The sequence below is a fragment of the Mucilaginibacter sp. P4_G9 genome (assembly GCF_056400985.1).
In genome coordinates, this window is record NZ_JBFUKF010000133.1 from 1 (window position 1) to 13,383 (window position 13,383).

At 42.0% G+C, this 13,383-nt stretch carries 13 protein-coding genes; 4 read left to right on the plus strand and 9 right to left on the minus strand.

Features of this window, described 5'->3' with window-relative positions; all coding sequences use genetic code 11:
• The 4 genes from AC1DPZ_RS13120 to hisS all read right to left on the minus strand — a co-directional run.
• The coding region (locus tag AC1DPZ_RS13120) for a hypothetical protein (protein WP_477404002.1) at window positions 1-351 on the minus strand (351 nt) is incomplete at its 3' end.
• A gap of 246 nt (window positions 352-597) precedes the next feature.
• Complete coding sequence (locus AC1DPZ_RS13125; protein WP_477404004.1) at window positions 598-3,021, minus strand: zinc-dependent metalloprotease; 2,424 nt, start codon at window positions 3,019-3,021, stop codon at window positions 598-600.
• Between the two features lie 95 nt (window positions 3,022-3,116).
• The gene (locus tag AC1DPZ_RS13130; RefSeq protein ID WP_477404006.1) at window positions 3,117-3,722 is read right to left on the minus strand and encodes a DUF4142 domain-containing protein; all 606 of its coding nucleotides are present in this window, start codon (window positions 3,720-3,722) and stop codon (window positions 3,117-3,119) included.
• Window positions 3,723-3,850: 128 nt separating this feature from the next.
• The gene (gene hisS / locus AC1DPZ_RS13135) at window positions 3,851-5,395 is read right to left on the minus strand and encodes a histidine--tRNA ligase (protein ID WP_477404008.1); all 1,545 of its coding nucleotides are present in this window, start codon (window positions 5,393-5,395) and stop codon (window positions 3,851-3,853) included.
• Window positions 5,396-5,568: 173 nt separating this feature from the next.
• On the opposite strand from hisS, the gene AC1DPZ_RS13140 reads away from it, so the two are divergent.
• Entirely contained in the window at window positions 5,569-6,075 is a 507-nt protein-coding gene (locus AC1DPZ_RS13140) for a GNAT family N-acetyltransferase (protein ID WP_477404010.1), read from the plus strand.
• A gap of 124 nt (window positions 6,076-6,199) precedes the next feature.
• On the opposite strand, the gene AC1DPZ_RS13145 is transcribed toward AC1DPZ_RS13140, so the two are convergent.
• The 4 genes from AC1DPZ_RS13145 to fumC all read right to left on the minus strand — a co-directional run bounded on the left by AC1DPZ_RS13145 (window position 6,200) and on the right by fumC (window position 9,577).
• Window positions 6,200-6,637, minus strand: a complete 438-nt coding sequence (locus AC1DPZ_RS13145; protein WP_477404013.1) for a low molecular weight protein-tyrosine-phosphatase — start codon at window positions 6,635-6,637, stop codon at window positions 6,200-6,202.
• A gap of 70 nt (window positions 6,638-6,707) precedes the next feature.
• Entirely contained in the window at window positions 6,708-7,502 is a 795-nt protein-coding gene (locus AC1DPZ_RS13150) for a S1/P1 nuclease (protein ID WP_477404015.1), read from the minus strand.
• Between the two features lie 2 nt (window positions 7,503-7,504).
• On the minus strand, window positions 7,505-8,113 hold the full coding sequence (locus AC1DPZ_RS13155; RefSeq protein ID WP_477404017.1) for a fumarate hydratase: 609 nt from the start codon (window positions 8,111-8,113) through the stop codon (window positions 7,505-7,507).
• Between the two features lie 69 nt (window positions 8,114-8,182).
• Window positions 8,183-9,577 carry a class II fumarate hydratase gene (gene fumC / locus AC1DPZ_RS13160; RefSeq protein WP_477404019.1) on the minus strand — a complete coding sequence of 465 codons (1,395 nt, stop codon included), beginning with the start codon at window positions 9,575-9,577 and terminating at the stop codon, window positions 8,183-8,185.
• Between the two features lie 282 nt (window positions 9,578-9,859).
• Between fumC and AC1DPZ_RS13165 the strand changes: the two genes are divergently transcribed.
• Entirely contained in the window at window positions 9,860-10,120 is a 261-nt protein-coding gene (locus AC1DPZ_RS13165; protein WP_477404021.1) for a type II toxin-antitoxin system HigB family toxin, read from the plus strand.
• Window positions 10,121-10,122: 2 nt separating this feature from the next.
• Complete coding sequence (locus AC1DPZ_RS13170) at window positions 10,123-10,578, plus strand: helix-turn-helix domain-containing protein (RefSeq protein WP_477404023.1); 456 nt, start codon at window positions 10,123-10,125, stop codon at window positions 10,576-10,578.
• 15 nt (window positions 10,579-10,593) lie between these two features.
• On the opposite strand, the gene AC1DPZ_RS13175 is transcribed toward AC1DPZ_RS13170, so the two are convergent.
• Entirely contained in the window at window positions 10,594-11,379 is a 786-nt protein-coding gene (locus AC1DPZ_RS13175; RefSeq protein WP_477404025.1) for a LytR/AlgR family response regulator transcription factor, read from the minus strand.
• A gap of 205 nt (window positions 11,380-11,584) precedes the next feature.
• On the opposite strand from AC1DPZ_RS13175, the gene AC1DPZ_RS13180 reads away from it, so the two are divergent.
• A partial coding sequence (locus AC1DPZ_RS13180) for an alpha-amylase family glycosyl hydrolase (protein ID WP_477404027.1) occupies window positions 11,585-13,383 on the plus strand: 1,799 nt, incomplete at its 3' end.

Consider the following 13,383-nt stretch of genomic DNA (forward strand, 5'->3'; position numbering starts at 1 on the left):
CTCATCATATATGTGGATGTTTTTTGTAACTACAGTATTGTTTGAGGCAACTTCAATGGTGTAATCGCCATTTTCAAGGTCGGTTAAAACATAACCTTTTGAAGCCACAGCTTTATTTGGCAAAAAGTCTTTTATTAATAGATGGCTGTCGTTGTCGTACACTTTTACTACAGATTTGTAGGCGTCAGCCTTTACCACATTTACTGCAACACCACGGCCTTGCTTCATTACTGATAATGTTATAACGGGTTTGGATCCTTCGGTAAGTGTTTTAGCTGTTGCAGTTGTTACACCAAAAATGCCTACGCTTAATAACAAAAATAATGCTGATAATTTGATTGAATTTTTCATGATCTTTTCGATTTTAAATATTGTTTTTGAATTTTGTTTTCTGTTTCAATATTCAAATCAACAACATCTTTCAGCATCAAAAAAATGCAATAGACGGCGGTTATATAATTATAGACCAAGAACTTATTTCAATCGGCAAACCTGCATATAAATACTAATAATCAACCGATTACGCTTTCATAGCGGAATATCCGGCTTTCATCGACGTGTTTTTGCCTTTCGTCGGTAATAAATGACGATCTCCCCCTAATCCATCCCGATCGGTGACCCGTCGGGCATATTCATTACTGCTGCCGGCTGAAACTTATCAGGATTTCGCTCGAACTGGCTGATCTGCGACAAACCGAACAATAAATTGGCTTTACGACTGTCAGTTGCGGCATTCAAATTCGTTTGTATCCATTTTTTTAACTCATCAATCTGCAACAGGGCAATACTGCGTACACTTTCTGATGCTTTGGTATTAGCAGCCAGGGTGAGGATCTGTTTTAGCGTTAAGTTATTCACCAATCGCTGTAGTTCGCCTTTATAGCCTGTTGGCTGCGGGGCTTTCCAGGTTTGGGCCACCAGTTTATTCAATACAGGCAACAAACCCGGCTGTGTATTATCGCGCGATTGATATTCAATCAGCCGTGCCGCCCGCTCTGGTTGCAGCATAAACGATAGCGTTGCACCAGCTGCCGATTCTGCAGCTGCCATCGGGTCGAAAGTTAAGCCAGTATGCGATTTAAAGGTTTCCCTTGTACGTGGATAACCAATCGGCCGTGGTGGTATTTTTTCTATCAGCTTTTCGGGCAGGGCAAGGGCATCAGGGCTTATAGTGCTCATCAGCGCGTCAAAAGCTTTCCATTGCTCGGCCGGCAGCACAAATTTAGTAGTGATTTGCCCATCGTTCTTTAAAGCGAAGGTATAATACAAACCGCCCAGCATTTTTGAAGCAGCCTCGGCCTGGAAACGGTGGATCAAATACATTGGCACCAATACTTCTTCCAGTGTAGCCATAGGCGCATCCTGGCGAATTGCCTTTTCAGAAAAATTATCCAGTACGTGTTTACGCAGCACCATTAATCTATTCAACTCATCAGCGGCATTGGTACCGCTATCCCACAAATGTGCCTGCGGATGTGCGCTGCCTGCGGGGCGGGCGTCATCATCAGATATAAATAAAAAACCTTGTTTAATGGTTTCGGTGATGATGCCTTTTAAGGCTTCGTCCTCGTTCGTTCCGGTCGCGAAATCCTGATAGCCGTACAGGATGGCTCGTTTGTCATATTCGCCTATCTCCTTACGGTATGCCTTGCTCAGGTCGATGGTGCCGTCGGCATTTAAACTAACCACCGGCGGCGGGTAATCCATTACAGATGACCTGCCATTAACACTGGCTGTAAAATTATGCTGCAGGCCCAGCGTATGCCCAACTTCATGCGCTGCAAGCTGCCTTAAACGCGCAAGAGCAAGCTGCAACATTTTATCACTTACCGGTTTGCCATCCTCATAAGGTTGCACCAACCCCTCGGCAATTAAAAAATCCTGCCTGTCGCGCAGCGAACCGAGCGAAACCTGGCCTTTTATGATCTCGCCGGTTCGCGGGTCGGTAATTCCGCTGCCGTATGACCATCCCCGGGTAGAGCGGTGGATCCACTGAATAATATTATACCTGATATCCATCGGATCGGCATCTTCGGGCAACAACTTTACCTGGAAAGCATTTTTATAGCCTGCTGCCTCAAAAGCCTGGTTCCACCAGCCGGCACCTTCCATCAGGGCGCTGCGCACGGGCTCGGGAGCGCCGCGGTCAACATAATAAACAATGGGCTTCACCGGTTCGCTCATGGCAGCAGCAGGATCCTTTTTCACGAGCCGGTGACGACTTAACAGCCTTTTCATAATCGGTTGATCTATCGGCGTAGCGTAATCCATGTATTCCACATCATAATACCCGGAGCGGGGATCGAATTTGCGCAGTTTATAGTTGCCATCGGGCAGCTTTATAAAAGACTGGTGCATCCGTACCGTAACCGAATTTGGGTCGGGCGTTACAGAGCTTATCTCGGTCCCCTTTGCCTTGCCGGTAAGGGTTATGGTAGCTTCAAACTCAGAATTATCGGGAAAGCTTTTGGTATTGGGCAGGTATACTGCCGAGCGGCTTTCGTCAAAGCCGAAGCTTCCCTGGTTATTATCGTTCAGCCTATCGGTTATTTTATGGTTATCGTGCAGCAAAAAGGGTGTAAAGTCTATCAGTACCCTATTCCCGTCCTGTGCTACAGCTGTAAATCCCCAGATGGCCGACTGCGCGAAGGCTTCGGCAACAGATTTACGTTCATCGGCATTATCACTAATTGCGCGGTAGCTGTAATTGGGCTGCATCAATAATATCTTAGGACCGCTTTTCACAAATTTTACAATCCGGCTATCACCAATCTGGCCGCGATCCAAACCCAGGTCATTTGAACATACACCTGCAGGTAAAGAGTTTACATAAAGAAATTCCTGGTCTAACTTATCTATCTCCAAAAATATCTTCCCGGTTTTTTCATCCCAATAAAAGTTAAAGTATCCTGTGTATTTGGTAAAGCCCTTTGTTTTGGCTTCTATTTCATCAGCCTTTTGGGCTTTAACATTAAAAAAGGAAAAAGAAAAGAGAAATAAGAAGAAGTAAACTTTTTTCATAGGTGCCAACTTATTGTTAAGCCCTAAAATAGGTATAAAAACAGAAAGGAGGTAAAAATTACCCCCTCTCTGTCATTTTATAAAATCAGCATTAATTATTTCATCCCTTTTTGGATGGCTTCAATTTCGGCTAAATGACTTTTTATAACAGGTAAGGTTTTTTCTGCAAATGCTTTAAGGTCGGCATCTTTGCAATTTTTAGCGGCATCTTCAAACATCGATTTTACTTTTTTATGGCCATCTACCATAGCATCTACATAAGCTTTATCGAAGTCGGCACCTGTCTTTGCAGCAAGATCAGCTTTCTTTTTTTGGTGATCGGCATCAGGTTCAGTTGGTAAAGTAATGTTTTTTTGCTTTGCAATAGCAATAAGCTCATCGTTTGCTTTGGTATGGTCGGTAACCATCATGGCACCAAACGCCTTTACCTTGGCATTCATAGCTTTTTCACCGGCCAGTTGTCCCAATGCCACTTCGGCCAGGCCGCCGTTTGCTGCATCTGTAGCAAATTTTGCATCTTTTTCGTCAACGGCTATACCATGTGCACCGGTAATGCCTGCAGTGTCGGTTGCTGCCATTGTTGACGAATCTTTAACCGCGTTTGTACTGTCTGCGGCTTCTTTGCTGTCTTTGGCACCGCCGCATGATTGGAACGACATGGCGGCAATTGCCAACATCGCTATTAAACTTAACTTTTTCATAGTAGTGATTTATATTGTTTTTATAGGCAACAACTTTCACTGAGATAAGTTTTATTTTCTTAATTGTAAAATATATTAATTTCACATTGGAACATTTCGTTCCTCCTCATAGCGATGGTAACACGTCGCTACCCTACCATCCTCTTCACAATCTCATCAGCTGTTAATTTTTCCTGCACACCGCTGGCCATATCTTTAAAGGTTAACAGGCCACTTTGTATTTCATCGCCCCCGATTACTACTGTATAGGGGATGTTTTTGTTATTGGCATAATCCAGCTGCTTTTTAATTTTGGCACCTGCCGGATAAAGCTCGGTGTTAATGTTTTGCCTGCGGAGCTGTTGCAATAAAGGCAGTGCATAAGTTTCGCCTTCCTTATCGAAGTTACAAATGAGTACCTGGGTGCTTTGGTTTGCCGCGGTTGGGAAAAGGTTTAATTCTTCCAGCACATCGTATATCCTGTCGGCACCGAAGGAGATACCTACTCCTGTAAGACCTTTTAAACCAAACATGCCGGTTAGGTCGTCATAACGGCCGCCACCGCCGATGCTGCCCATAGCCGCTTCGTTGGTTTTAACCTCAAATATGGCGCCTGTGTAATAGTTCAACCCTCGGGCAAGGGTTATATCCAGTTCAAGTTTTGCGGTTTGCAGCGGGCAGCTTTCGATATATTTAAAAACGGTTTCTATCTCTTCGCAACCTTTCAGGCCGGTTTCTGATGAGGACAGGGCTTCGCGCAGGCTTTGCAGCTTTTCGCTGTTGGAGCCCTCCAGTAAAATAACTGGTTTTATTTTTTCTATGTCGGCCTCCGTAAAGCCACGCTCTAATAGTTCTTTTATAACACCGTCCAGGCCGATCTTATCGAGCTTGTCAATAGCTACGGTAAGATCAATAATGTTTTCGGCCTTATCAATGATCTGGGCTATGCCCGACAGGATTTTGCGGTTATTGATCTTGATGGTAAAATCCTTCAGGCCCAATTTGCCTAAAGCCTCATCATAGATCAATACAAACTCGGCTTCGTTCAGTAATGAGTCGGAGCCAACCACATCGGCATCACATTGGTAAAATTCCCGGTAGCGGCCACGCTGCGGTCTGTCGGCACGCCAAACCGGCTGCACCTGGAAACGCTTGAACGGGAAAGTAATCTCGTTCTGGTGCATTACAACGTAACGGGCAAAAGGAACGGTGAGATCGTAACGGAGAGCTTTTTCGGAAATTTTATTAGTTAGTTTATTAAACGCTACAAGTCGATTTTTTGGAGCAATTAATTTATAGTTCTTTTCATATTCATCATGGAAAGCCTTTTTCTCAATATCAGTCTCTGCTAAATTATATTTACTTACCAAAGTATACATTGAATCAAGCACCTCGAAATTATTACTATCCTGTAATTCAAGTAAACCTTTATCTAATTCATTAAAAAAGGACTCCAAAGATTTAGAGTCAAAATATTCTCCGGAATCAAGCACTTTAAAAATCAGCTTATCCCCCTCATCACCATATTTACCAGTCAGGGTTGATAGGTTTTCCATGGTAGGAGTTTCTATCTGCTGGTAGCCGTATTTACGGAAAACATCTTTAATAGTATCGAAAATATAGTTACGTTTCACCATCTCTACAGGTGAAAAATCGCGGGTTCCTTTAGGTACGGATGGTTTGATGGATGCCATGCGGCAAATGTACAAAAAAGCTTAGCCCCTCCCAACCCTCCCTGGAGGGGCAGACTTCAAAAACGTTTTAAAAATTATCGCATGAGAAACGGAATTTGGAGATGCTTCATTATGACACTCTTTTTACCTTATACAATTCCTACAAACCTCCAATTAATATATTTTTGAAAACCATGAATATTATCACCCAAACGCCCCGCCTGCTGATACGTGAATTTATTGCTGCCGAAGAACAACTTTCGCTTTTGATGGATGAGGACGAACGCCTTACCCAATATGTAAAAAAGCGCACCCCGGCAGAAAGCAAGCAGGTTTTTAAGGATACGCTTAAAGATTATAAAAACAAAACCGGTTTGGGCCGCTGGGGTATATTTAATGCGACCGATGATGATTTCATAGGCGTATGCATGCTGAGGCCCAGCGAATCTGACAGCAATAGTATTGAACTCGGTTACCGGTTACACCTCAAATACTGGGGCCAGGGCATCGCCACCGAACTTACCATAGCTTTGGTTAATTATGGTTTAAATAAAGTTGGCCTGGTGGAGATTTGCGCAGTAACACATCCTCATAACCTTGCATCACAAAAGGTTTTAACTAAAGCCGGGTTTGAGCGCCGCGGCGAAGCTTTTTGGTATGGAGAGGATCTGCCGTTTTTTAGGGTGAGTAAGGTTCTTTAATATAAAAGATTTGTCATTCTGAACGTAGTGAAGAATCTATTATACAACATGCACATTCGATATACAAAGTTCGCGAATAGATCCTTCACTGCGTTCAGGATGACAACGAAAAAATAAGAGTCAACTACTTTGTCAACGCCCTGATAATATCCTTGCACCCGCCTTCAATCAGTGTAAAAACAGGCTCAAACTGGGTATCATCATGGTACGGATCGGGTACTATTTTATCGCCCAATAACAGCTTTACTTTTTGGGCCTGCTCATCATTACCAGCCATATCGAGGATGTCGCCCAGGTTGTATTTATCCATCACATATATATGATCGAACTCCTCAAAATCACTTTGCCTGAATAACCGGCAAATCTGGTTGCTGATATCGATACCATGATTACGCGCAGTACGGGTCGACCGCCTGTCGGGCCCCTCTCCTACATGCCAGTTACCGGTCCCTGCCGAATCAATTTCCCATCCAAGGCCCTGCTCATCGCTTAGGTGCTGCATAATCCCCTCGGCCAGCGGCGAACGGCAGATATTGCCGAGGCAAACCATTAGTATTTTCATTTTTTAAGCTTAAAGCAAAAAGCAGAAGGCCAAAAGCTTTTTGCTTTGGGCTTTTAGCCTTCTGCTAAAATCAACCAAATATTTGATTCAACACTCCAGCCAACCGTACGCCTGCTTTAAGCAATTGCTGGTTAAGGGTGCCAATGTGGCTAAAATTGTATTTGTAGTTCAGGTTATCGCCTGGTTTAATGTCGGCGTAAAATTTTTCGGCCAGCTGGTTGCTTTCAAAAAGCCATTTGCTAATCGGGTCTTTTTGCAGGGTTGTGCGCTGGGCAGCTGTGGTGTGGTTTATCCATGCAGCGTATTCGGTATAGCTTAATTGCTGATTATCTATCAGCTGGCTATCCCAAACCGAATGCAGGTTGCTATCCTTACCAAACCACTGTACTTTAAAATCGTTGCCGCCCTTATCGCTGGTATGGCCTGTATGAAAAGGCTGATGAACATCCTCCACAATATGTATCAACATGCGCAGGTAAAGTAATTTGTTGGTTTGGGTGGTAGTTTTTTTCTTGAGTTCGGCAATCAAAAAATTCATTTTGGTGTAAGCGTCTGTAGCCGTGTCTGCTTTTAAATAGGTTTGCAGTTCGGGGTAGGTATAAGCCTTATCCATGTCGATAAAATGCCAGTTGTACAGGTAGCCGTAAGCCGGATCTGATTTAATAAAATCGGCCCAGTTGCTGGTAATAGCGATTGATTCGTTACCTAAAATGGCCTGGATAGCCTTGCGTGCTTTTGGGGTTAAATAGCTATCTGCTATCTGCCCGCAAATACGGTGACCATTGGTTCCCCATGCCATGCCTTGCAATGGGATGTAGCATACAGCTACAAAAAGGATGATCTTTTTGAAAAAGTTAGTGCTCATTTTCATAGTGGTTTTGGGATGCAACTTGTTCTTTTAATTAAACGCGCGTAAATGGGTATTACATTAGATGTACTTGTAAATTCAATTAAAGAGTCTGCCTTTTGCTTCACCTTATAAAACTCCTCGTAATCACCATAGCGGAAACAGCTTTTCTCGTCTTTATAGCTGCCATCGGCATTGCAAAACTGGCCTTTAAGGTGCAGTGTATCCTGCTTTTGCACATAGGTACCGCGGATGTACTCGGTCCAATGGCCGCTGTTCATACAGGTATCGGCCCCATAATTTACTTTGCTTACGGTGCTTATCTTCATCAAAAAAGAATCGCAGCTGAATTTCAGATCGTACAGCGAATAAGTAACCAGTTTTTTTTGCGCCGGTACCGTATCCTGCCGCCACTCGCCCTGCAAATATTTAACACCCGGTTTTTGAACGTCGGGATTCATGGAGCAGGAGTTGAGGTAAAAGGCGAGAGGTAAAAGGTAAAAGGCTCTTTTAAGGCGAAAGGTAAAAGGCGAAAGGTAAAAGGTTTTTTTGCTGAAAGCCAAAGGCTGAAAGCTGAAAGCCTTTTTTGAGATAAAAGCTGAAAGGTAAAAGCTAAAGGGTTTTGGCATATTTAAAATGCGATTCAAAGCAGTAAATAAAAAGCCCCTCTCCTAAAGGAGAGGGGTTTGGGGTGAGGCTTATAAACTACCTATCATATTTTCGGGCCTAACCCATTGGTCAAACTGTTCGTTGGTTAACAAACCTAAACCAATGGCGGCTTCGCGTAACGATTTATTTTCTTTTAAAGCAGTCTTAGCAATTTTGGCAGCGTTTTCATAGCCTATATGCGGATTAAGCGCGGTTACCAGCATCAGCGAGTTTTCGAGGTGCTTTTTAATGCCTTCGTAATTTGGTTGGATACCAACCGCACAATGATCATTAAACGATACGCAGGCATCACCAATTAACCTTGCCGATTGCAGGAAGTTGGCAGCCATAACCGGTTTAAATACGTTAAGCTCATAATGGCCGTTTGACCCGCCGATAGAGATGGTTACATCGTTACCCATCACCTGTGCAGCTACCATAGTAACGGCTTCGTTTTGGGTAGGGTTAACCTTGCCGGGCATAATAGATGAGCCCGGTTCGTTATCTGGAATATGAATCTCGCCAATACCCGAACGCGGACCAGAAGCCAGCATCCTGATATCGTTAGCTATTTTCATTAATGATACCGCTATCTGTTTCAAAGCACCATGGCTTTCTACAATGGCGTCATGAGCGGCCAGCGCTTCAAATTTATTTTCGGCAGTAATGAATGGCAGGCCGGTGAACTGGGCAATGTATTCGGCCACCTTAACATCATAGCCTTTTGGGGTGTTGATGCCGGTACCCACGGCTGTACCGCCAAGGGCAAGCTCAGATAAGTGATCTAAAGTATTACGCAGGGCTTTTAAACCGTGGTTTAGTTGTGATACATAGCCAGAAAACTCCTGGCCTAACGTAAGCGGCGTAGCATCCATTAAATGGGTACGACCGATTTTCACGACAGATTTAAAGGCTTCAACTTTTGCCTGCAAAGTATCGCGCAGTTTTTCAATTCCCGGGATGGTTACATCCATCAGGATCTTATACGCCGCTATGTGCATGGCCGTTGGGTAAGTATCGTTTGATGATTGCGATTTATTCACATCATCATTAGGATGGATAAAGGTTTTGCCTTCGCCCAGTTTGTTGCCTTGTAATACATGCGCGCGGTTGGCCACTACCTCATTAACGTTCATGTTTGATTGCGTGCCCGAGCCTGTTTGCCAGATCACAAGCGGAAACTCTGATGCTAATGCACCTGTCAGTATTTCATCACAAACCTGTGCTATCAGGTCGCGTTTTTCGGCAGATAGTACGCCAAGATCGGTATTGGTATAAGCGGCAGCTTTTTTCAGGTAAGCAAACGCGTCAATGATCTCTTTTGGCATAGATGCCTCCGGACCAATTTTGAAATTGTTGCGTGAACGTTCTGTTTGTGCTCCCCAGTATTTATCGGCAGGTACCTGTACCTCGCCCATGGTATCGTGTTCGGTTCTGAAACTCATAGCATTAAATTTTGCAGGGGCAAAGTTATGTTTTTATATGATGCGGGGGATGAGGAAATGGTAATCTTTTTGTGATGGAAAAGACAAGGCTTAAAGTATCAATTGAATAATTCAAGGTGTATTGCTTACTAAAGTTAACAACGAAGAGAATGAGTTTAATTTTTTATAGTTCACAAAAAGTGAACTATAAATTTTATATTTGTTTCAAGAATGAAAGTTCACCTTATCAAAAAACAAACTTTAGAAAACTTTTCAGCATAATACCCGAGAAGCAAAGCGTCTTTGGAAGACTGGGCCGAAAAGCTAAAACTGGCAAATTGGGAACAGCCAGGTGATATAAAACATACTTATAATACCGCCGATTTATTAGGCAAAAGCAGTAACAGGGTTATTTTTGACATAGCAGGGAATAGTTTCCGGATGGTTTGTAAATATGTCTTCGGCACAAAGCAAGTCCATTTATTTGTTTGCTGGATTGGAACACATGCCGAATATGATAAAGTTTGTAAACAAGGTGACCAGTATACCATTAACATTTATTAAACATGGAAGCAGCGACAATGAAATACACCATCATCAAAAATAAAACCCAATATGATCAGTATTGCGATCAACTGGAAACCCTGTTGATCCAGGAAAGCACCAACGCGTTGCAGGATGAAATAGATTTGTTGACGCTCCTAATTGAAAAATACGACGAGGAACATAATACATTTAAAGAAACTGACCCAATTAGCTTGTTACGGTCTTTCATGCATGACCATCATTTAAAACCCCAGGACATGACCGTGATACTGGGAATTAGTAAAGGCTATGTATCTGATATTTTAAATTATAAAAAAGGATTATCAAAAGATGTGATACGGAAATTAGCAGCGCATTTTAAGGTTAGGCAGGAAGCTTTTAACAGGCCATATAAATTAATATCGCCCATTAACGCGCACCTACGTAATGCCAGTGTAATGAATACTACAAAACAATTGCAGTACGCTAAACAGTAAGCTTAAGGTTTGTAGTTACGATAAAATCTCCCGAATTTTAGAAATATAGGACCTGCCGATTGGGATTTTCTTATCCCCTATAATTATCTCACTGTTGTTATGCCTTTCAATCTTATTCAAAGCAACAATAAATGACCGATGTACCCTCGCAAACAATACTTCAGGCAGTTTATCCAGCAGTTCTGAAATTGATAAATAGGTTTTATAAGTTCCGTTCATCGTAAAAATAACAAGATAATTGCCTTGTGCCTCAACATAGCATATATCGTTAAAGTTCATCTTTACCATTCGGCGTTCGCATTTAACAAACAGGAATGTATCTCCATCCTTAGAGGCCGTTAATAAATTCTTCTCATCAATATTTTTTTCAGCCTCAATTTGTAGTGCCCGTACCTTTTCTGAATTTAAAAGCTGGTATAATTTTATACAAAAAGGAATCGTGAGCACAAATTGAAGCTTAACACAATTATATAAAAACGGGGCAACGCTCAATAAGGGTTCTTTTTTCCAGCTAATTAAAAAATACCTTAGTATAATGTAATTATCTATCAGGCGTAACATCAACGCGAACGCCGCCACCAATAAAACATACACAACTATAAAACGTATAACTTTTTGATGGAAAAGTAAATCCGCCATCAGGGTTTCTACAACTATTGCAACAAAAACCACTTTTGGGATCAAACTAAAAAACTCGTTTCTAAAAACCGTCAAAAAGTCCCCTTCCGTAAGCCCCTGCAGTATCGTAAATAACAACAAGTAGCATATCCAGTACAGGAAATACAATTCAATTTTTTTCAATTTTCTGTTAACGATGAAATCGGGCACGTTTTAAAAGTAATAAAATTAGCGAGGCCGCCATAAAAGTAATACGCATTTACTTGAAAGCTAAACGATATAGTACGTCGTTCGCCCTCTTTTTTTTGTTGTCTGCATCAAAAATTTGCTATGTGTAAGTCAACATTTACTTTGCTCCCTCCAATTAATCAATTCCATTTAAACCATCATGAAGAAAAATCTTTTAACCTGTTTATTTATTACTGTACTTGGATATTTAAATCTGTATGGGCAGCAAACCAACATCTATCCTACCAATTGGTGGGTTGGCATGAAAATGAACCACATTCAATTATTAATCAGAAGCGAGAACAAAGCTTTATCTCAGCAAAAAATCAAAATCAATTACCCCGGTATTACCCTGCTCCAAACTCACCATTTCCCTAACTTAAAATATACAGCCGTTGATATCCTTATCAGCCCTGCCACAAAGCCGGGGTCAGTAAACATCATTTTTGGAGATGGCGTTAACTCCGCGGTGATATCATGGCCTTTATTGGCAAAACCTTTGGGCAATGGCAGCAGTTACGCGCAGGGGGTAACTTCGGGTGATTTTATAGATCTGCTGCTAACAGACCGCTTTAGTAATGGCGATACAAAAAATGATAGAGTACCTGGAATGAGGGACCAATCGCTGAATCGCGATTCGATGTACTTAAGACATGGCGGCGACTTTCAGGKTATATTGAATCATATCKATTATTTTAAAAGTCTTGGCGTAACCGCTTTATGGCTGACCCCGATAATGGAAAACGACATGCCCAACCGTACCGAACACGGTTATGCCATTACCGATCACTATAAAATTGATCCCCGATATGGAAACGACTCTCTTTATACCAAATTAAGTAATACACTGCATAAAAACGGCATGAAGCTGATCATGGATGTTGTATATAATCATACCGGGCTTTACCATTTTTTAGAACAAGATCCACCAGCAACAGACTGGATGCACCGGTGGCCCCAATTTACCCAGACAAATTACAGGGAACAAACCCAGTTTGACCCGTACGCAGCACCATCAGATAAAAAGAAAATGACAGATGGCTGGTTCACCGCCGAAATGCCGGATGTTAATCACGCTAACCCATTTATGGCAAACTATATGATTCAAAATATTATATGGTATGTGCAAAACTTTGGAATTGACGGTATAAGAATAGATACCTATACCTACAACGATATGAATTTTGCTAACCGATGTAACCAGGCTATTATGGACGAATTTCCTAAGCTTACTTTATTTGGTGAAACACGGGTATTTGGCGTTGCCAATCAGTCGTATTTTAACCAGAACAATTTTAATTTGCCTTTCAAAAGCAATTTACAAGGGTCGGCGGATTTTCAATGCCTATATTTTGGCATTATCCCTGCATTGATGCAGCCATTTGATTGGACGGATGGAGTTAATAAATTGTATTATACCTTAAGCAGCGATTTTTTGAATAAAGATGCTACCCGTAATGTGCTTTTGTTGGATAACCACGATGAGCCGCGTTTTTTTTCGGTTGTGGGCGAGGATGTTGAAAAGCAGAAAATCGGCTATGAATGGTTATTAACCTGCAGGGGCGTTCCGCAGCTATATTATGGATCGGAGGTACTTTTAAAAGGCTTTACAAACCCCGATGGTTTGGTAAGGGCTGATTTTCCGGGCGGATGGGCCGGGGATAAAAAAAATGCTTTTACCGGCGAAGGTCTTACAACCGATGAACTCGCTGTTCAAAATATTGTTAAAAAATTGGGCACTTTCCGGAAAAACTCATCAGCATTAAAAACCGGGAAAATGATGCATTATATACCTGTTAACGGACTTTATGTTTATTTTAGATACGATGCCAAACAAACAATAATGTGCATTATGAACACCGCAAAAAAGGAAAATACAATTGATTTTGCCAAATACATTGAAAGGACAGCAAGGTTTACCAAAGCCCAAAATGTAATAACCGGCGACCTGCTAAACAC

Excerpts from the sequence above, each read along its gene's own strand:
- AC1DPZ_RS13125 (WP_477404004.1), bottom strand. The coding sequence starts at position 3,021 with ATGAAAAAAGTTTACTTCTTCTTATTTCTCTTTTCTTTTTCCTTTTTT.
- AC1DPZ_RS13130 (WP_477404006.1), bottom strand. The coding sequence starts at position 3,722 with ATGAAAAAGTTAAGTTTAATAGCGATGTTGGCAATTGCCGCCATGTCG.
- hisS (WP_477404008.1), bottom strand. The coding sequence starts at position 5,395 with ATGGCATCCATCAAACCATCCGTACCTAAAGGAACCCGCGATTTTTCA.
- AC1DPZ_RS13140 (WP_477404010.1), top strand. The coding sequence starts at position 5,569 with ATGAATATTATCACCCAAACGCCCCGCCTGCTGATACGTGAATTTATT.
- AC1DPZ_RS13145 (WP_477404013.1), bottom strand. The coding sequence starts at position 6,637 with ATGAAAATACTAATGGTTTGCCTCGGCAATATCTGCCGTTCGCCGCTG.
- AC1DPZ_RS13150 (WP_477404015.1), bottom strand. The coding sequence starts at position 7,502 with ATGAGCACTAACTTTTTCAAAAAGATCATCCTTTTTGTAGCTGTATGC.
- AC1DPZ_RS13155 (WP_477404017.1), bottom strand. The coding sequence starts at position 8,113 with ATGCCAAAACCCTTTAGCTTTTACCTTTCAGCTTTTATCTCAAAAAAG.
- fumC (WP_477404019.1), bottom strand. The coding sequence starts at position 9,577 with ATGAGTTTCAGAACCGAACACGATACCATGGGCGAGGTACAGGTACCT.
- AC1DPZ_RS13170 (WP_477404023.1), top strand. The coding sequence starts at position 10,123 with ATGGAAGCAGCGACAATGAAATACACCATCATCAAAAATAAAACCCAA.